General features: G+C 61.7%; 6 protein-coding genes and 1 pseudogene. 2 read left to right on the forward strand and 5 right to left on the reverse strand.

What is annotated here, in order from left to right:
• Positions 1–63: 63 nt before the first annotated feature.
• From HWY45_RS08770 to HWY45_RS08790, 5 genes are all read right to left on the reverse strand, one after another.
• A complete protein-coding gene (locus HWY45_RS08770) occupies positions 64–681 on the reverse strand; it encodes a LysE family translocator (protein ID WP_059882550.1) in 618 nt (205 codons plus the stop codon).
• 258 nt (positions 682–939) lie between these two features.
• Positions 940–8280 (reverse strand): SpvB/TcaC N-terminal domain-containing protein, encoded by a 7341-nt coding sequence (locus HWY45_RS08775; RefSeq protein ID WP_059882500.1) that lies wholly within the window; start codon positions 8278–8280, stop codon positions 940–942.
• Positions 8277–8858, reverse strand: coding sequence for a hypothetical protein (locus HWY45_RS08780; RefSeq protein WP_196483074.1), 582 nt, complete (start codon positions 8856–8858; stop codon positions 8277–8279). Before HWY45_RS08780 ends, HWY45_RS08775 begins: the two co-directional genes overlap by 4 nt.
• A 75-nt stretch (positions 8859–8933) precedes the next feature.
• On the reverse strand, positions 8934–10649 hold the full coding sequence (locus HWY45_RS08785; RefSeq protein WP_059882496.1) for an Ig-like domain-containing domain: 1716 nt from the start codon (positions 10647–10649) through the stop codon (positions 8934–8936).
• A 57-nt stretch (positions 10650–10706) separates the two neighbouring features.
• Complete coding sequence (locus HWY45_RS08790; protein ID WP_196483073.1) at positions 10707–18662, reverse strand: Tc toxin subunit A-related protein; 7956 nt, start codon at positions 18660–18662, stop codon at positions 10707–10709.
• A gap of 176 nt (positions 18663–18838) precedes the next feature.
• On the opposite strand from HWY45_RS08790, the gene HWY45_RS08795 reads away from it, so the two are divergent.
• On the forward strand, positions 18839–19273 hold the full coding sequence (locus HWY45_RS08795; protein WP_150998722.1) for a hypothetical protein: 435 nt from the start codon (positions 18839–18841) through the stop codon (positions 19271–19273).
• Positions 19274–19608: 335 nt separating this feature from the next.
• Positions 19609–20686: pseudogene (locus HWY45_RS08800) on the forward strand (IS3 family transposase); the annotation flags it as partial.
• Positions 20687–21423: the final 737 nt, after the last annotated feature.

Below are 21423 nucleotides of genomic sequence, written 5' to 3' on the forward strand. Positions count from 1 at the left end.
CGCGCGCCCGGAATCCAAGCGTACGCCTGCATGCGGCGAATCTCAACGGGCGCGCCGGCGCGCTCACTGCGGCAGCAGATGCGCGACGAGCGGATACAGGGACAGGATCAACAGCACCGCCATCGTGACGTTGAACATGCGCAGCGCGCGGGGATTCGACAGGAAGTGCCGCAGGCCCTGGCCGAACGCGGCCCACAGGCTGATGCACGGGAACCCGATCAGGATGAACACGACGGCCATCCACGCGGCGTTCATTCCGTAGTCGGCGGACAGCTGGACCGTCGTCGCGGCGGTCAGCACCATCATCCATGCCTTCGGATTGACCCACTGGAACGCGGCGGCTTCGACGAACGTCATCGGGCGCGCCTTGCCGCCGTGCGCCTTGACCTCGCCGGACGTGCCGATCCGCCACGCGAGATACAGCAGGTAGACGACGCTTGCGGCTTCCAGGATCGTGTACAGCACGGGTACACGTTTGAATACTTCGCCGAGACCGAAACCGACGCACAGCATCAGGATCGCGACGCCGATGCTGATGCCGAACAGGTGCGGCATCGTGCGGCGGAACCCGAAGTTGACGCCGGACGCGAGCAGCATCGTGTTGTTCGGGCCGGGCGTGATCGACGTGACGAGCGCAAACAGCATGCCGGCGGGCAGCGCGCTCAGGGTGAGGAATTCCATCGCGGTGTTCTCCATCGGTGAGGCGGGTGATGGAGGCAGTTTAGCGACAGTTGACGGTACAGTACCGGTACAGTTTGGAGGACGAATGCCGGTACGGGGTGGGTGATGTGGGCTCTCGGGGGTTGTTGTTACGTGTTTGTCTCGCAGAAAAGATGTCCGCGGTCTCAATATGTTGTCTTTGAATAAAAGGCGACATTTCACAGATTACGACGGAATCCGACCTTCGGGGTTCCGTTCAAAATATTGGTGGGAATCAGGTTACACTCGATCACGGCCCCTAGGGAGCGGCCGTCGCGAGGCTCTCAGCATTGCCTCGGGCGTGGCCATCAGATCACCAGTCTGTCGTTGCAGTGATTGAGCGAGCGTTTTGGCACTTCTGAAATTTTCCGCTTCGCTGTGAGCCGCGTCCGATGTTGTTCGGCCAGTTGTCACGTGAACCAAACTCAATAGAGCGTCGCAGTTATAGCAAGCTGGGAAATCGTCCCCGGCTTCGCCGAGCGTATTGGTCGTTAGTCTTAGTGTAAAGATGACAGTGTCCGCTGGGCTCATATTGTTATTCAAGGACCAGTTAAATGCCTGAACCTCTGCATGTAGTGCAGGGATTCCATAAAAATTGGAGAGCATGCCTCCATTGCGACTTTCAGTCTCCGCGATGTGTAGGCGTGTAATTTTTTCAATGCCTTTGTGAAGATGGGTGGTGCCGTAAGCTTCTTTTATGCTTGACATTAATGTGTCTTTGTTTGTAACAGAAAAATTTGCCCCTTGTAGCTCTATGCCGTCAAACGATTCTTTTTGACTTAAGCTTCCTTTAAGATTAACGAATCCACTTTTGTATGCTTGGCTTTTGAAATTGAATGCGGCTGCAAATGCATTGTATGTTTTTAAATCGTTGTTTCTTGGTTTTAGCTCGATATCTCTTTCTAGTTTTTTTCGTGGCTTTAGTTTGTTAAATTCAGTGGTATTATTTTGGGCCTTCTTCAAGAAGGCTTGCGCTTCTTGGGAAACACGCTCGTAAGCGTCCCGAACGCCTCTGCGTGCCATTACTGCAGTGTTCACGCGATGACGATCCGGTGCTTCCGCCAAGTCGAGCCAATCGGCGACTCCGTAAAGCCCCGCCACATCCGCTAGCGTCACCGGATTATTCCGCACCATACGATAGAGGTTGAGCCCATCAATAGTTCCGGCGGGGTCGGGGTTGAGCCAGCGGCCGAGCCAGGGCTGGTAGTAGCGCAAGCCGTAGTAGTACAGCCCGGTGGCATCGCGCTCCTTGCCCGAGTAGCGGTAGTGTTTCAACTGCACTTCGGCGGCATTCTCGCCGATGACGTAGCTGGTCCCGCCATAGGGAAAATATTCCTCGTAGGTGATGACGAGGCCCGTCGCGTCCAATTCGAACACGGCCGACCCCAGGTAGTTTTCCAGCTGATAGCGGACCTGCGGCGACGGCACGCCGGACGGAGGCGCGCCGATCGTCCAGTTCAGGCGCTCGGCGAGGCAGCGCTCGCCGTCCATGACGCGGATCGTGCGATATGCGTCGTCCACCGTGCCATTGGTGGCATGGCGCCGGATTTCCATGCCGTCGATGTAAAGCGTCTCGTCGACGTTTTCCGTTGTGCCGCCATTGCCGTAGCGCCGGGTGATCTTGCGGATGCGCTGGCCCTGGGAATCATAGACGTAAAGTTCGATATCCGAAGGACTGCTGTCGCGTTCGACGAGCGTCACGCTGACGAGCAGATTGTCGTAGCGCCAGGTGACGGCCTGCTTGCCCGCCATGGCGATCTGATTGCCGTTGGCGTCGAAAAGCGTATCTACCCGAGCCGGATCGGTGGTCAGGGCCGCTGCCACCGCGCGGTTGCTGGTAGGCGAGACTGTCATGTCGGAAGTCGCCGGCACGCTGCCCTGATGGGCGATCTGGTAAAGATTGCCCGAGGTGTCGTAGCGATAGCGCCGCGTATAGTTCTGCAACGCTTGGCCATCGTTCAGCGCGGGCAGCGAAACGAAGCGATCGCTGTCGCCGGCCGACAAGGCCGGATGCTCGCGTCCGGTCGCCGTGATCAGGCGATAGACCGCATCGTAGGCATAGGTACTGACCGGATCGACCTGCTGGTTGGCATGGAACACCGTGGATTGCGCGTCGTCCGCGACGGCGGTGATATTGCCGACCGGGTCATAGTAATAGCGCAGCGACTGCAAGGTCGCGCCGTCGCTTTGCCGGACCGAAACGACGGTCGCCAGGAATTGCGTGGTCGGTTCGTAGGTGTACCGCGTAACGACGCCGTTGCCATAGACGATCTGCCGGCGCTGGCCGTTGGCGTCGTAGGTGATGCTGTCCGCATAGGTCTCCGAAGCGGTTGAATCCGATGGCGTCAGGCTGACGGCGTCGACATGGCCGGCGATGTCGTAAACATAGGTCACCAGATCGGGACTGGCGGCGTCCGCACGCTCGACCGCCTGGGTGCGAATCCGCCCCAGCGCGTCGTAGGTCCGGCGGGTCAGGTAGATGTCGACCGGATCGAGCTTGCTCCAGTCGGGGATTGCGTCCGTGCCCTGGAGCAATTGCCGCTTCTGGTCCAGCAGCTCGCCGCCGATCGTATAGGCGTCGAATGTCATCACGCCGGCGGCGTCGGAAATCTGATAGATCTGCTCCCGCAGGTTGTGCCCCGCATCGCCGCTGACGCTTTCACCATAGATCGTCTTCCGGGCCACATAGGGCGCGCCGCTCGCTTCCTGCACGGTCAGCTCCAGCGGGCGCTGAAGCGCGTCGTAGGTGGTGGTCTGGATCGTGCCTTTGGCGTCGCGGCCATAAGCCGGATTGCCGGCGGCATTGTTCAGCAGCCACCTGACGCCGCTGTCCACGCTCGTGCTGGCCAGCTTCTGGCCGTCGAGGCCATAGACCACGGTCAGGTTTTCCAGCCCCGCGGCGCGCATCCGGTCGTCGGCGCTGGCGACCAGCCGATTCATCGCATCGAAGACATTGCGGGTCGTCAGGCCGGAAGGGGGGAGCGACGGCGCCGGCGGCTGCAGGGTCTGGGTAATCCGTACCGCGTTGCCGGACGGATCGAACTGGCGGATCGTCGGCGTGTCGTTGAACAGGGTGGCCTGTTGCAATGCCGCGCGTTCCAGCGCATCCAGCAACGGATTGTCGATATTCGCCTGGTAGTAGCGTGATTCCACGACCGTGTCGTCGGCGTCATAGAGCCGCTCCTCCCAAGGCGAGAATTCGACCTTGGTGAAGAACCCCTTGGGCGTGTCGACGCGGATCTCGCGGTCCAGCGGATCGTAGTGGATCAGCGGGCTGACCCCGAAGCGGTTCATTTCGGCATTGTCGATGTAGGCCCAGCCGTCGGCGAAGAACGGGTCGTATTGCTTGATCGGATTGCCCTTGTTGTTGTAGACGACTCGGCCGGAAACCAGCCAGCGATTGTCGCTTTCGACCTGCGTCACCGAACCGTCGGGATTGACGCGGTAGCAGTCGCCCGGGTCGACGTAGTCGATTTTCTGGATGGCCCGCCCCAGGCCGTCAGAATACGCGGCGACGTACCGGGTGCGATCGGACGTGCCATATGTTTCGGCAGCCAGCGCGACCGAATGCACCGGTGTCGGCGTGACGAGCGCGACGATGCGGGCCTGCACCGCAGCCGCCGTCTGCGCTGGAATGCCCGGCAGAACCATCGGGCTGTCATCGCCTAAGGTGCGAAAGCGGTGCAGGACGGCGCCACTGCGAGCGATGTAGAAGCCGTCGATCAACGCTTGCCAGAGCGCGTCGGAATTCACGCCCAATCCGGCGAGATCCGACGGAGCGATCCGTCCGCACCAGGAGAACAGCTCGTAAGCCGAGAAGGAGGCGGTTCCCTGGAGATAGACCTGCGGCGTCGCCATGGCCGCAGCCATGTCGAAGGCCGGGGCCGTATGCGCGAGCGTCAGCGGCGCAAAGCCGACGGGCCCGGTGATCTCCGTGCCCTGCACCGAGGTTGCCCACACCCAGCCCAGCGCGTTGCACAACGCCTGGGTCACGGTGCCGTTCGGGTCGGTCATCTGCCAAGGGCCGACGGTCTGGTAGTCGATGCCGGTGACATGGTTGACGTTGCCCAGCGGATCCTGATTGCGCACGACGAGCAGGTCGTAAGGATCGTAGAGGACGGCGGTCACGCCGCCGAACGGATCGACCGTGTCACCGGGCAGGTAGTAATCGTCGGCGCCGAGGAAGGTTTGCAGCAGTCCGGGATTCCACCACAGGCCGTCCGACTGGAGATACTGGCAGGTTCCGGCCAGCAGGGTCGCGAGCTGATCGGGCGCAAGCGCGCCCGCGAAGGCTGCGTTGAGGTCCGTCGGCGTGCCCAGTGCGTTCTCGATACGGCACAACAGGCCTTGGCCTGTCGCCTGGCCCAGCGGCAGCGGCTGCTTCGCCGCCGGATCCCAGTAGTACCGACGCTGGCGGCCCAGCAATTTCAATTTGCCGGCCGGGGCGAGCAATGCGGCGTCGACCTGGGCCGAGATTTCGTCGAAGGTAAAGATCTCGCCTGCAGGCGGCACCGGCGCAACCAGCCACCCATCCGACTCGTCGATATCCAAACCGAGGAGACGCAGATCGGGGCCGGTCAGGTCGGCCACGCGATGGGTCTGGACCGTTATCCGCAACTGCACCTGTTCGGGAAGGCGGTCGGCCGCCGATGCGCGGCGGGCATAAGCGATCGAGCAGGCGCGCGTCGTCGCCCCGTAGGCGTCGACTGCCAGGGTGACATCGTGGGTGACGCGCGGGTCGGTCAGGTTGCGTTCGTAGTGCAGCGTCAAGGTTTCGAGCGGATAGATGAAGAAGGCGCCGTAGCCGTCTTCGGCGACTGCCTGGTCCTGGCGCACGCCATAGGTTGTTTCGGTAACCTGATAAGGGACATTCGACTGCGCCGAGCCGTCCAGGCCATAGACCTCCTCGCGCAGCACCATGCCCTTCAACGCATAGTGCGCTTGTCGCATCGTGTCGCCGTCGGGATCAGTATCCGAATAGGTGAAGCGTGCCGGCGGCAGGCGCGACGCCAAGGGGTCGCCGTGAAAATAGTCGACGTCGAACTCGTTGCACGGACTGGCACCGCCGCCCCAGGCGCCCGTGTGGTACCAGCTCCGGGTCAATGACGGCGGCGCGTACCCGTCAGGGGCGGCGTCCTTCGTGTTTGCCAGGTAGTCGTCGAGGCCGAGGCTGTCGATGCAGTCGACCTGGCCGAAGCCGCAAAATTCGCGCTCGACGGGGTCGTAATAGCCGTGGCGATAGTCGTAGCGGGACACGAGGCGAGTGCCCGAGACTGCATCCAGGACCTCGACCTCGTCGACCACCTGCACCGGGAACGGCAGCTCGGTGGCCCATGGCATGCCGGCCTGCCGATCGCGCAACGCGTGGTAGGTCGATGCCCGATACGAGAGATGAGTCACCAGACCTGTATTGTCATCCGCCATATTCAGCAGATAGGGCTTGGTTCTGCAACCGAAATCGTAGGCGATATACAGTCTGGGGCCGTCCGCCGGCGCATAGACCAGAGCGGTCGTGCCATTGCCGCGCACATCGGCGAATTCAACCTGGGCAGCCGGCTGCCAGCCGCCCGGCAACGGGATGGATACCGCGTCGGCGAAGCTGTTGCCGCTTTGATTGACGTAAAGGTCGATGTGGCCGTGATGAAGATAGAGCAGGTCTGTCGTGCCCGAGCCATCGATATCGGCCAGGAAGAGCCGGCTGGCATCGAAATCGTCGCCGAAATGCGGTGCATTGCCCAACGCGATCTTCCGGCCGAACTTGCCGTAACCGAGATTGGGCCAGACCTCGACCGAACCATTCGTGATCCTGACCAGATGTTCTCGGCCGCTGCCGAAGATATCGGTCATCCGCACCAGGACCGTGGCGGATTCCTCGCCGCTCATCGGCATGTCGCCGGCCCGCGGCAGGACGAGGGCGGGGCGATACCCTTGCGCACCGCGCGAAGGATAGACGCTGACGGTTTCCGGGTCGAGGCGCAGAAGGTCGGTCAGCCCGTCGCCCGTCATGTCGGCAGTCATCGTGTCGGGCTGGAACAGATCGGTGGGCACGGCCGGCAGGGACAGGAAGGGCGCCCACGAGCCATCGGCCTGCGCCTGGGAGAATCGGGTGCCGTCCGGCGCCGCCGCAACCAAGGCCGGACGGCCGCACCCCGTGATGTCGATCAGCGCGGTGTCATCGGCGAGCCCCAGGCCTGGAAAACGCGCCGGAGCACAGGGTGGAGCATAGCAAATGACTTCGTCGGAGACATCGGGGCCGGCCTGCGGATTGGGCTGCGGGCCCAGCGGCGCCAGGAAGAGAACCGTGCTTTGCAGCCGGAAAAGAATGCCGGGAATGCCTTCGCCGTAAAGATCCGCCAGTTGAAACGGCCCGGGCGGGGTGACTCCGGGCACCGGCCGACCGAAACCATCCACCATCGGTTCGAACTGGCCGGTCGAGGGGGCAAAGGGGGTGTAGCCAAGCTCCAGCGGTGGCAATGCCTGTGTCGTATAGGCGTCGCCGTTCAGACGACAGCCCAGCGCTTCGATCATGCGCAGTTGCGTCAGCACCGGCGATTCGCTGTAGCTGAAGCGTGTCATGTGAACCAGTACCGGCTCAGGGCCCAGCTCCGCGAAGCGATGGAACATCAGCACGTGGCGGCACAGGCGGTAGGTGCGTATTTCAAAGCCGGCGTTGTAGATCGAGAAAGGATCGGCACGCGCCGCCCACAGCGCACCGGCCGGCGGCCGGTACGGGTCGGGTGGCAGAGGGTCCAGCGAATATTCGCCATAGTCGAAGACGATTTCGAAGTGCCACGAGGCCTGGTCGAGGTCGTTCAACGCATGGACCGGCCGGTCATTGCCATAGAGAATTCGGTCCGGATACTTGTTGGCATTGGGCGCGCGTCCGTGTTCGTAGATCGCGGGCGGGACGTTGTCGTCGTTCTCGGGCCGATAGCGGTACGCGACGGCATCGCCGCGCGCCATCAGCTCCGCGTCGATCAGCCAGGAGAAGATATGCGTGGGCGCCGACGGATCGGCGATCCTCGATGCATCGTCGCGGCCGAAGAAGGTCTGGCTGTTGTCGCCTCCGAGCACGCGCCAGAAGCTTTTCTGGCTCACCGGGTCGATCCAGTGCTCGATGGCCGCGAACGTCGATTCGACGCGGGGCCGATAGGTGAACACGTCATGGCCGTCGCGATGGCCGACGGGAACCAAAGCGTCGCACACGAGCGGCGTGCCGTCGGGCAGCAGGAAGGTATCCGTACCGTCATAGCGCGGTTGGCCGCTGCTGGTCTGACGGGTGATCGCCGGCAGGCCGATATCGAAGCCGAGCCCGTAGAGGCCGTTGCCGCTGCCGGATCGATATTGCAGGGTGACGTCGGGCGCGCCGCCGCGGCAACTCGTGACGGGAATGGGAACGGAGAATGCCGCGGCGCCCGTGAAGCCGCCATTCTGGAAATTGGCGCCGATGCCCTGAATCGCGCCGCCGCCTTTGGGCAATGCGACGCGGGCTGCCTTGATCCGGGCGCCGTCACCAGCCGGCGCGCCGCCGTCGCCGAATGCGGGCACCTCGGTCTGCGGCGCGACCGGCTCCGGAATCATACGGGTGCCTCCGACAGCGGACTGCCCCAGCGGCTGAAGCCGGGGCGGTTCGGATCCTGGCCGGGACAGCGCTCATCGGCCAGCCGGGCCTTGTTTTGCGTGACGCAGCCGCACAGCCCGCAGATCTTGCGATTGGCCGCGCCGCCGGTCAGGGCCGCGGCGATTTGATAGGCGACCTTCCGTTCCGGCTTCGTATGATGCGGACAGGCGTCGCACGCGGCCAGCCGTGCCGTATAGAGGGCATCGTCGGCCGTCTTGAAGCCGCTGCGGCCCCAGGCGACGAAGGATTTGGCCGCCTTGATCAGCAGGGCGGCGCTGCTCTGGTCCTGGGGCGTCTCATCGGGAAGTTGCTGTGCCGTGCGCTGGCAGACCTCGGGATGGTCCAGCAGATGGTCGCGGAAGGCTGGCGCGCGCCGGGCGGCGAACAACGTCGTCGCGTAGGTCGGATTGTCGATCACGGCGGCGAAGACCTGTCGCGAGACGGGACGGCCGAGGCCCAGGTAATGGCCCAGGCTTTCGCAGCCTTCTTCGACGCTGGTCAATGTCTGGAAGTCGGGTGGAATGGTCGTATCGGTCATGGCGAGATTTACCGGGAAGCAGAGGTTCACTCCGCTCCCCATACCGGAGCATGGGGAGCGGCTCCTTACGTTGCGTTACGGCGTGTGGAAGCCGCTGCTGACGTAGTTCGGATCCAGCGTGTTGCCCTCGCTCGATTTGACGTTGGAGGCCGTGACGGTATAGGCGGTCTTCGGGGCAAAGCCGCCCGTGATGGTCACCTTGTTGCTTGCCTGGCCGTTGCTGATCTTGAGGATCTGGTCCATGTGCGGATGGAAGAAGTAGTTATCCTTGTCTTCTGCCGAGGCCATGTCGATCGGCGCGCTGAAGGTCAGCGTGACGCCCGAGTCATCGGTCGAGGACGTTGCGGACAGCAGCCTCAAGTCGGCTGCCGGCGGGCCGCCGGCGCACACCGGCAGCGGATTGAAACCGATCGCCTGGCGATAGGTCGTGATCCGGCAGTCGAGATTCGTCGGATGGCACCCGGGGGTCGGTTGATCGGCCCTGGTCGGAATCAGCTTGAAGGTGGCTTCGACCTGGCTGATCGCATCGAAGATCACGTCCGGATAAAGCCGATTGAATACGGTCTGCAGCGGCGCGGGCGCGTAGTAGTCCGCCTCGGGCTTGCAGACGAAACCGGTCGGTTGTTGCGCCTGATTCGGGAAGCGGCTGACCAGGTAGCCCAGTACCAGCGAAAGGCCCTGCCATTCCAGCGGTACGGCGCGCACGAGACCGCCCTGCACCAGGACGTATTTGGTCGTGCCCAGATAGAAGGCGTAACCGTTGGCCTCGCGTGCCGACGCGTCGAAGACGAAATGGATATCCGGGAAAAACGCGTGGAAGAGCTTCATCAGCCAAAGGCAATCGCCGGCGCGCTGCGGGTTCCGCGTGACCGGATGGAGGCCCCCGATCCTCAATTCATCGGCCTGAATCTCGGTGAGGAAGCCACCTGTCATCGCAGCCGGCGGGACCGCCAGGGTCGCACTGTGATCGCCGTGCAGGGTGACCGCGCCGCCTTGGGCATTCGGCTGCCGAATCACCTGATGGGCGCCGGTCGCCGTCGCCAGGAATTGCGCGAAGTCATGGCGCGGCCGCGCAGCCAGCGTCACCGCGGCATTGGCGTCGGCGGCCTGGTCGTGCCCGCGCGTGGTCACCGCCGGATAAACACCCGGCGCGGTCGCCAGCCCCTGCTTGACCAGATCGTCATAGAACGTCTGCACGGCGAAATCGCCCGACAGGATGCCGTCCGTATCGATCAGGTGGCCGTCGAGATTGATCGGCTTGCCGATCGAGGTCGCGATGTTCCACACGCCGCCGGTATAGGATTTGATCTCCAGTCTGGTGACGGCGGCGGTCGTGCCGTCGGCCAGCAGAAGGCCGGTGCCGACCGACAGCATCTGGGCCTGAATCAGCTTGCGCGTGTCCGCCAGGAGGAACGTGTGATTCAACGTCACGGTGACCGTGCGTTCGTCCGCGCCGATCTTGAACGATACATAGGCCATTTCGGGCTGCACGCTGATGGCCGAGGTGCCGTCCGAAAACGCGACGCTGCGTTGCTGCGATGCGCCGGTCGGATCGAAGGCCAGGACGGGGTCCTGTAGCGCGAGCGTTTGAATGGCCTTCGTCTGCGTGGCCGACACCGCAACCGGCGTGTCGAAGGCCAGGCACGAGCAGGTGCAATTGCAGCAGTACCCGGTGTTCGGGTCACAGACGAGGACGAGGTGGTTGACCTGCCAACCCTCCTTTTTGCAGGTTTCGTTGATTTGCTGGGAGTTGGCGCTGCAATGCTGTGCTGAGCAAGTCGGTGTTGCCATGCGACCCTCCGAAGTTGACGTTAGAGTGGTGAGACGGGCCGTCCGCAAGCGCATCGCTCAGGGGCGGCGGGCACTGTAGGTCGGCAGAAGGCCGATCGACAGAACTTTGGCGAGGTCGATCAGACCGGTCACCGCATCGGCCAGGCCTGGCGGGACGCCGCTTTTGGCCACGATCAGCGACCAGGGTTGATCGACCCAGTCGTTGATGCTCTGGCCGGTCAGGCTGGCGGCGCCGTTCACGGCATCGAAGGTCAGCGACAAGCTGGTCGCGCTGTTGCCCGTGCCGATCCGAAGCGTCGCCGTCAAGGGGCCGCCCATCGATACGCCTTGCGCCAACTGCAGGAGGGCGTCGATCTCGGTGATCTGATTCAAGTTCAGATTGGCCGGGAACCAGTCCTGCGCCATCACGATGTCGCAGGACTGCTGGGTCGCGCCCGCCGGGGGGTGGGTAAAGCCGAACCACGCGGTCGGAAAATTGGCCGCCAGGTTGAACGCGCGCTGGCCCTGGAAAGGAATGCTGTTTATCTTGTTGCGCACCTGGGATGCGAAGACCGCGCCTCCGTCCTGCGCGGTATAGCGCAGGCGGATGACGACGTCGGTCAAGGTCGAATAGTCGATGCGATTGGTGTCGAGCGGCATTTCCAGGCGCCACGACGAGATGGCGCCGGTGCCCTCGAACGGCATGTACCGTTCGTCGTTCAGTTCGTCCTGGAACGTGCCGGTATCGCTCAGCCCGGTGGACAGCGCGACCTTTTGACTGGCTCGCCAATTGGCACGCAGCACGCTGGTATCGGGCGTCGCCGATCCCAGGCCCAGCAGATAGTCCGCGCCGTTGATATCCGGCTTCAGGAGGATCTGGCTGCCGGTCTGCATCAGGATTGCCTTGATGTTCTGGTTAGGGCCGAGGATCGCCGGTATGGTCACCGCGACCGATTTGATCTGCCGGGCGTACTGGCCGGGATAATCCAGATCGAACAAATATTCGCTGAACCGGATATCGCACGTGCCGGTGCGCTGGAATCGCAGGAAGGCTTCCGGATCGAGTGCGAGCAGTGAAATCGTCTTCTCGATTTCAAGGCGCCGATTGTTGCCGCGGTAATAGCTCGACGTCATCTGGGCGAGGCTGGCGGACAGCTGCTCGCCGGCGAGCAGGCCCTTGCGCAGCCCGTCCCAATAGTCGAAGGTGATGAACTGGTCAACCGTATTGGTTTCGAACTGATAGCACTGCTGGGCCGACACGGCCAGTTCGAGCGCCATCCGATAGGCCTGGCCGTAGATCGTGCTGAGCCGCGAAATCATCCATTGGTAAAGCTCGGCATTGGTGAATTTGCGGCGCAGGAAATCGTCGACCTCGACCGCATTGTCCTGATTGCGCCGGTGAATGGACAGTTGATGTTGGGCGATCTGCAATTGCAGATTGGCCGCACGGATCTGGCTGTCCAGCACCTCGACGTCGAAACTGGCCTGGATCAACTGCTGTTGCCAATCCTGGTCGCGCCGCTCGAAGCCGCCGACGGTCTGGCTGACCTCGCCGACGCCTTTGGTGGTCTGGGCCAGGATGTCGAACACCGTGGCGGCCGCGTGCAGGCTGCTGCCGATTTCCCGGCCGCCATAGGTCATGGCGAAAGGCGAGCCGACATCCGGCACCAGGAAGGCGCCCGAGGCAAAGGCTTCCAGCACGCCGCTCGTCGTGCCGAAAACGGTCGACAGGATCTGCATGGCGATCTGCAGGCGCTCGACCGGCAGCAGGCCGGTATCGATCAGTGATTGATAGAAGTCGCGCCGGGACGTCGCGGCTTTGTGCGACACGGTCAACCCGGCAATCTGTTCCTGGTTTTCCGAAATCTGCAATTCCAGCGACTTGGTGGTCAGGTTCAGGATCTGGACCGTCTGAATCGCGTTCAGCCGCGCCAACGCTTCGGCATCCTTCTTTTCCAGGGCGGACAGGAGGAGATTGCCGAGCTGGCTGAGCTGGGCGGAAAAGTCGCCGGCCATCCGCGCGATAGTGGAGAAGCGATAAGGCGGCGCACCGGACTGCAACTGCTCGGCGACGCGCGCGCCCATGCCGGCGGCTGCGGCGCGCACCAGCGCCATGGGATCGATCGGCGGCTCGAACAGCGCCAGTTGCCGCACGACACCCTGGATGTTCATGCAATGCCGGATCTTGTAGAGGCGGTCTTCGACCAGATCCCAGTATTTCATCAATGCGCTGTTTTCCGGCGCGCAGAAATAGGCATCGAGTTCGTTGACCGGAACGTAGCGATCGGCCTGGTCCAGTTGCACCGAGCCCTTCGACGTCGGCGGTGCCACGTTCTCCATGTCGATCAGGAATTGCGGGATATCGGTGCCGTATTTCGCCTGGATCTGATTGAAGGTCGAGGGTGGTTGCTGGGTGCAGACACCGACATCGACCGGTCGCGGTCCCAATATGTCGCGCGCCAGGACATAGAGGAGGGTCGCCTGGGTGATCGATTCCCAGCTGTCCTTGGTGAATTCGAAATCGCCCCATTCCAGCAGAATGTCGATGTAGCGCATGACGATCGCCTTTTGATAGGCACTGCCACGCAAGCGGGCGATCACGTGCGGCTGGAACGGGTAGTTGTTGTAGGCCCTGATCTGGGCCGTGTCGGTCAGGATCGACTTCAGGGATTCGACGTCGAAGGTGCGGAACGGTATCAGGCGCCAGAAGCGCTTGGACTGGTCGCTGACCGTCGGATCGGAATTGATCGGCACGGTGGGGTTGAAGATGTATTCCAGCCAGCTCCGTGCTTCCGGATAGCGCTGATTGGCCCGCAGCTGGTTGGCGATCAGCCACGGGCAGTAGAGGAACATCTCCCAGAAGTACAGGCCGTAGGGGCCCTTGTAATCGATCGTGTCGCCGGCGAGGTAGGCGGGAGGATCGATATTCGGCGGCTGCTGGCCGTCATCGTAGAAGCGCGTGAACGGATAGATCGGAATGATCGGGGTGGCCTGGGTCTGCGGCTGAAGCAGTTGGGGCACGCCGCCGACGAACAGCGCCTTGTTGAGGCGGGCGGTCGCGCCGGTCGACAGCCGCTCGGCAGACCAGACGATGTTGTTGAAGTTGCCGGGCGTGTCGGTGTATCTGGTCGAGATCAGATTGGTCTGATTGGTTTCGCCTCCCGCATTGACGTTGGCGTAATCCTCCAGAAGCTTGATCCCCGGCTCGGTCGACCGGATCATGAAGGTCTCGTCGCCGTTGTCCCAGATGAACCAGAACGGCTGATTGATGGTCGGCGCGGTGAAGCCCGCGCGGTCGTTGACGTTGTAGAGAAGCGTCAGGTAATTGACGGGCGTCCAGGGGTAGTCGGCGCCCTGGCCGACGGCATTCATGAGGAACACGTTGCTGAAGTCGGCGATTGTCATGACCGAACTACCGGCCGGCACGACCGTGCGCGGGACGATGGGCACATAGGGCTTGGGCGCGCCGGGCGCCATGTCGTAGATGCCGTCGATCACGTAGGTCGGCGACACATCCAGCCCTTGCAGCAGCAGCCGGCCCTGATTGACGTAAGTCGAACCACGCAGGCCCTGATTGGTGGCCTTGACCGCGTACAGGCTCGACTCATAGATGTTGGTGGCCAGCGCGTAGGCGTCGGGATTGGTAATGACGCTCGGGTCGGGCTGCGTCGGATCATTGGGCGAGCCGCCCGGCAAGTCATAGAACTGGCCGTAATTGACGAGGATCGTATCCTGGGCGCCGTTCTTGCCTTTGATCAGGAAGGGCACGGCCGTCTGCCATTGGACCTGGCTGACGTTGAAGTTCGCCGGGTTGATTTGGGCCGTTTTGTAGTTGCCCTGCATCGGGGCAAAGTTGATCGTGAAATGATCCAGCGTCTGCGGCAACATCCATTTGCCGCTTTGGTTGATGAAACTGTATTTCAGCGTGGCGCCGGTATCGAGCGAGTTGGTCGCGCCGCCCCCCTGGATCTGCGAGGCCGAGGTCGCGTTCTGCTCGACCCAGAACAGGAACATCCGGTCGTACGCATAGAGCGGCGCGGCGCGCGGCGTCGGCATCGTCAGATCGATTTTCTCGAAGGCCGTCCAGCTGGTGTCGTCGATCTTGCGCTGCGCGTAGTAGTCGTAAGGCTCGGTCGCGGTGCGTGAAAGCAGGTAAAGCGTCGGGGTCATCGCGCCCAGTGCATCGGGATCCGGCATCACGCCGCTATAGGAGCCGACACGCTTCAGCGCGGTCAGCGCGCTGAACGATTCGAAGTACTCGACGTAGGTGTCGTTGACCGTCTCGGGCGTGATGTCATTGGAGGTCAGGGTGTCCTCGGCCGTCTGGAACTGCTGCGTTTTGTCGGGACGCAGGCCGGGCTCGAGGTAGTTTTCCGGATAGAGAAAGACCTTTCGATTGGCTTCCCATAACCGGTAGGCGCTGAGCCATGTCCACCAGACTTCCGGAATGGCCACGTCGGTAATGCCGGGCTCCAGCATCATGCGGGCGCGCTGCATGTAGAGCTGTACCGACTGGATGGCTTGCGCGATATAGGAAATATCGGCGCAGCCGCACATTTCGACGTCGATCAGCAGGTACGTGTAAAGGCTTTCCGAATCGGTGATCACCGGGTATTTCTTGCCGAGACTGAAAACCGCATACGGCATCAGCGCATCGCGTTTAGCCTCGTTGACCGCATTTTCGATCGGCCGATAGGCGGCTTCCCATTGCGGTCCGCCGTAGCGCGCCTTCAGCGAGCCAATCGTCGCGGTAGCGGCATGGTTGTATTCCGTCCAGGCGACGTTGTCGACTTGGGCCGGCAAGGCATTGAGCCGTGCCAGGGTCAGCGCGCCGTGGATATCCAGGCCGAGGCTCGAAGCGGTCTTGAAACACGCCGCCATTCCCGCCAGGCCCATCACCGTGTTGTAGCTGGATGCGGTGCCGAACAGGGCCGTGCGCAATTCGCAGATCTGGTCGATCGGCCAACCGGTCATGAGCGACAGGTCCTTGACCTTGGGATCGCTCGCGCAATCGCCCTGGTCAGGCGCGGCGAAATAGGCCGGCAGGCGCCCGTCGTTGTCGTTGAAGTCCTGCCGCAGCTGCCGATAGGTCCAGAGCGCACGAATATTGGCGAGGCTGAGGGTGGTCAAATCGGCAATGCCGAAAGGCACGGGACATTGGACGACGAAGGTGACGTCGTCGGCGGTCAAGGCCAGTTGTTGAAATAGCGTGACGAGGCGCGTCATCAACGCCATGAAGTCCTGCAGCTTGACCGGCGGTGAATTGCCATCAGGCGGCGTCAGGAAGGCCGCCACGTAGTTGTCCAGTTTGACCGCGGCGGCGACGGCCGGCCCCAGTGCGAGCATCGTGCCCGTGTCGGACCCCAGCGCGACGCCCAATTGCTCGGACAGGTGAAAGCGCTGGATGCCGCGATTGGGATACTCGACCGTGGGGGCGCCGCCGAAGTTCAGCAGCACGTCCACGACATGGTTCAGCCGGTCCCGGGTGGCCAGGAGAATCGCGCGCACGTCGGCGATCATCGCCAGGCGGTCGGGGAGGCCGGTGAACAGGTAGGCCAGATTCGTCGAGGACGAGAATCCGGCGCTGAGCACGCCCTGCTGGTTCAACACCTGGTGCGTGATCAGGTCGCCGTAAGCGCTCTGGGATTGGGTGGCGGAAATCAGCGGCGTGATGAAGGAGTCGCCGTGCAGCGGGTCGATGAACGCGATCGCGGCAAAATCCACCGCCTTGTCCAGCACCGCGCCATGAACGGTCAGGAAGCCGGCCTCGGAGGCGGAGAGCTGGAGGAAGTAGGATTGCGACTGGTCGGCGGTGATGTCCTGGTTGATGAAGCCATCGCCGAGAACCAGCCAGTTTTGTGCCGTCTGCCACAGGGCGGCCAGGAAGTTCGGCAGGTCGGCGGAGAGGAACGCGGGCGAGAAGTTTTTCGATACCCTGCCGGTCATGCCGTAGTCCAGCGCATGGATGCTGAGACGCGAATGCTTCAACCATGCGGCCCAACCTGCCGCGCTGATGGTCGTATCGAGGTCGGCGGTTGCGCCGATATTCAGCAACTGCAGCAGGGTCAGGTATTCAGTTACCGTCAACCCGGTCTGGCGCGCCAGCTTGGCATAGGCGTACAGCAGCGTCATGTTTGGCACGGTCAGCGGAATGGCCGTGGTGCCGGCGGTCAAGGCCCCCGAGGCGATCAGCCAGTTCAGCGCCGCCTGACCGATGGCGGTCAGGTCGTTGTCGACGACGTTGAGGCCCGAACGCAGGCGCGACCGGACACCCGCCACCTCCGGCCCCGTTCCCGCGTCGGCCGCCGGCGTCCAATTGGCGACGCTGTCCTGGTAAAGGGGGTTGCCGGCGTACAGCGGGTGGTAGATCGGCAATGCGTCGGATGGCGTATCCGCGGTGGGGATCACCACCATCGCGGCATTGCTCTGGGCCTGGGTGAACGCCGAGCCAACCGTCAACGTCGTATTGGTGGGGATGGTCGATACCACCCGTACCTCGCCATTGACGCGCACGCGCATGCCGGGGGATATCTGCGTGGTGAAGCTGGTTTCGGAGCCGGTTACTGTCGTGCCGGCGGCGGCGATCGTCACGGAGCCCTTGGCCGTGAAAGCCGGCATCGATCCTGCCGGCGTACCCAGGACCGACGGCGCGTTGAACAACTGGTCGAACGGATCGAGCGGCCGCCTCGGGTCACCGACGCCGATCGTCTTCAGTGGCTGGAAGAGGGCGCTGGCTTCCAGCAGCGTGCAGGACAGGCTCTCGGCCAGTTGTTGCGTCCGGCCAATCCTCGAAATGGCCGCAGCGTCGATTTTGCCTTGGCCGACCGTCTGGATCATCCAGTCGAGATCGGCTGAGGCAATGCCGCTGGCGTTGGCAAGGCGGATGAAACGGTTTAGCCTGTCGAGCGCTGACAGGTCCATGTTGGCGATACGAGAAACCGGGTGGTTCGGGTCGGTTTGATCGACCGTGAGCGCGAGGCAGGTCTGCGCAGTTTTGCCCTGGTTGACGAACAATTGCACCGCGATGCCGGCAGCTATTTCGGCATCCGACAGATTCTGCGACAACAACCGGGACAGCGCCTCATAGGTCATGCCCGTGCGCTGGCAGAAGACCAGCGACGTGCCGAGATCGGTCGGCGGGGACAATAGCTTTCCATCCGCAATGCCGTAATAGGGGCCGATATCCGTGGGGGTCGTCAGGACGGTGGTGACGATCTTCTGCGTGGTCGGGCTGAGGCCGATCGCCTCCCGGCCGATCGCTTCGGGCCCAGGCAAGTTCGATGCGGGCGGCGTCTCGTTTCTGGCCGCGAAGACGTCATAGAGCCGCAGCAGCGTCGTACCCAACGCCGCGCTGTAGAGCCGGGTCTGGGTCAACGGCAGGATGGTAGGAAGCGCGAACGGATAGACCTGGGAGGTGAACGCGCGGAACACGTCCGGCCATTGGGTCGCGCCCGCGATATTGGCCTCCAGCGTCTCATTGACGATCTGAAGGTAGGGCACGACCTGCCGGGTCATTTCCGGCGTCAGCGGAATGTTGCCGATATCGGGCCGGCGCTGCGCCAGGTGGCAGCCGTCAGGAATGCCGGGGTTGTAGGTCGCGGTATCGAGGTACTGATAGACCACGCGCAGCAGGTCGACGAGATAAGCTGCCGGACTGAAGATCGATTGGTCCGGATCGCAATTGCAATAGTCCAGTGAACCGAAAAAATCCTGATAACTGGGGATGCCCTCGACATAGTCGAGCATGTCGTTGCCGACCGTGTTCATGGCGCCGGCGCGATAGGCAGCCGAGCCAACCGAATAACGCAGGGCGAAAGCGGCGTTCTGTGCGCGAATCTTTGCCTGGACCGCGCTGCGATGCAGGGTGCGGGCATCATCCTCGGTCAGGCCCAAGTGCCACATGTGCTCGACGATGAATTGCTGCTCGGAATTCTGAGCGATCTTGTGTGCCGAGGTCAGCCCCGCGGCGACCAACCGGTCGGCCAACTTGCTGTCGTTAGTGATTCGCAAGAGTCGCTGATACGTCTTCAGCATCTCTATCTCATGCGTTGCCAGCGTGTCCAGGCCAGGGGTTTCTTCCGCAGGGTGCCGGAAGAAATCATGCGCTACGAGATTGAAATCCGGATTGCTGTTTACGACTGCGGAAAATCTTCCATCGGCAATATCGTTTAGATAAACCACAATAAACCCCTGTATTGGCTAACAGGCTGTTGAAAAGCCGCCCGCAGTTGTCGTCCGGGTGGAAACCGCAAGCCCGGATCGCCGATTCGCTGATGCGGATCGGCACGGCAAATTCCGGTATGGGACTGCTACCAATCGCCAGCGAGCTCTGTGACTCGGTGGCCAGAAACGAGACGCTTGAAGCTCAAGTCGCATTCGATGTGGCGAGATATTCCGTTCACTTGAACGACGCCACAGTGTTCTGCGTATTGCCAATGCTGCCAACGAGGATGTATCTGAAGACGAGCTGTTTTTCGGTAGATCGTGGTGCGCCGTCGATTGCAGCAACGGGCTTGTTCAGCCTGGCTGATTTGTCGAACGTACTGCCGATGCTTGGTCTTGGCGGGATTCTAGGGAAGGGCTTCTGGCACGATTTTCTCCTGAGTCCTTCTAATGCAATTGGCGAGACTTCGGAATTTTTCTGATTTTCTTGTGCGTCGAATGAAAATAAACTGGTCTCTGAGAAACGCCAACTGTAAAAATTGATAGGTAAACGGTCTGACTGGTATTTCCCATGTGATTTTTTGGTGAAATCGAAACGAATTCTATAATTGTGCATTTTTGCATCTTTGAATTTAATTCGTGATTCTTCGCCGATTTCTGCATCTATCGAAGGAAAAATGACCTCGTGCTTGAATGAAGACTGGCGGCTCGCGAAAGCGCAGTAGCAAATGTAGGATAGATTTTCTCCCGAATCGATTACACGTGATTACAGCGAGTGTCAGGGAAACGCTTTTATCGACGAAGCGCCGCGTGAAGGATGCTCGCGCAAGCATTGCGACTCGCCATGGATGCGCTCAAGCGCGTGGAGGCTGGACTAGCGGTACCGGACCGGTGCCGGGAGTCGGGCATCAGCACGGCGACGTTCTACAAATGGCGCTCGAAGTACGGCGGCATGGACGTGTCGCTGATCGCGCGGATGAAGGAACTGGAAGCCGAGAACGGGCGGCTGCGCAAGATGTACGCCGAGGAGATGCTCAAGGCGGAGATCGTAGCGGAGGCGCTCGCAAAAAAGGATTGAGGCCATCTTGCCGGCGCGAGATGGCCAAGCGAGCGGTGTCCAGCCGGGGCGTATCGATTCGGCTGGCGTGTGAGGCGTTCGGGATCAGCGAGACCTGCTACCGGTACGTCCGGGTGCGCGATGCCGAGAACGACGAGATTGCCAGTTGGCTGCTGCCGCTGACCGACAACCATCGGAACTGGGGTTTCGGGCTGTGCTTCCTGTACCTGCGCAACGTGAAAGGCTTCGGCCAGAATCACAAGCGGGTGTACCGGATCTATCGCGAGCTTGAACTGAACCCGCGAATCAAGCCGCGCAAGCGGCTGGTCAGGCAAGCCCCAGAACCGCTGGCGGTACCGTCCACCGTCAACCAGGTCTGGTCGAGGACTTCATGCACGACCAACTGGCCGATGGGCGTAGCATTCAGCTGTTCAACGTGATCGACGGCTTCAATCGCGAGGCGATTGGCATTGAGATCGACTTCTCGCTGCCGTCGGAGCGAGTGATCCGCGCGCTGCGACAGATCATCAGTTGGTGTGGCCGACCGAAGGCGATTCGGTATGGTAACGGGCCCGAGTACCTGAGCGCGGCGATCACCGAATGGGCGAAGTAGTACGACATCAGGCTCGACTACATCTAGCCGGGCAAGCCCCAGCAGAATGTCTATGTCGAGCGATTCAATCGGACCTTGCGGTACGAATGGCTGTCGCAGTACCACTGAGAAGACTTGGACCACGTACAGCGTTTCGCGACCGACTGGATGTGGACTTACAATCACGACCGCCCGAACATGGCCTTGGGCGGATTTACACCAAAACAGCGGCTGGCCATGGCCGCTTGGTTTCTACTTCCGAACCCCGTGGAAAACGGGGGATTACCGGCCAGCCGCGCGAGCGTTTGGTTTGTATATCGATATGCAAGGCGGCCGCGAAGCGTCGTGCCGAGACGATCGGCGCAGCATCCTCTGGGTTCCTCAAGGACGCCATGAGCTGGTCGAAACTTCCGGGTGGTGTAGAGCCGCGCGCTGCGTAGGGATCCATGGTCGATTCCACGGCGCACACCATTTGCACACTTATAGCACCAGCAGATCAGCTCTGCTGGACGACGAAACGCACTTCTACAGCACTGCTTGTTGCCAAGTTTCGACGAGGCGCCTGGGCGGGACCGCAACATTCCCAAAGACGATTTCTCTGAGAATTTCCGTGCCCAAGGATATCCTTTCTGAGACGAGCAGCATGCAATCGTCTCAAAAAAGATGTCCAAGTCCTTGATCTGTCTAGGAGACCAAAGACAGCTTTTCTGAGAGCCCACAGCTATCTTTCAGAAAAGATGTCCACAGTCTCACCATGTTGTCCTTGAACATAGACCAGACAAGTAACACTGCCGACTGATCTCATGCCTTCGGGTCTGATCTGCGCGGACAAGGCTGGCGACACCTACGCGTTCGTGTCCGATCCGAAGCACACTGGTATGACTTTCCGCTGATCACGCCAGGAGAAGTACTGCTGCCGAAAATCCATGATTCCGCTAGCGACGATATCGCGCGGCTGACAGCGTCTGCGACATTCGACGAAC

The sequence above is a fragment of the Burkholderia stagnalis genome (genome assembly GCF_902830275.1).
Lineage (GTDB): Bacteria > Pseudomonadota > Gammaproteobacteria > Burkholderiales > Burkholderiaceae > Burkholderia > Burkholderia stagnalis.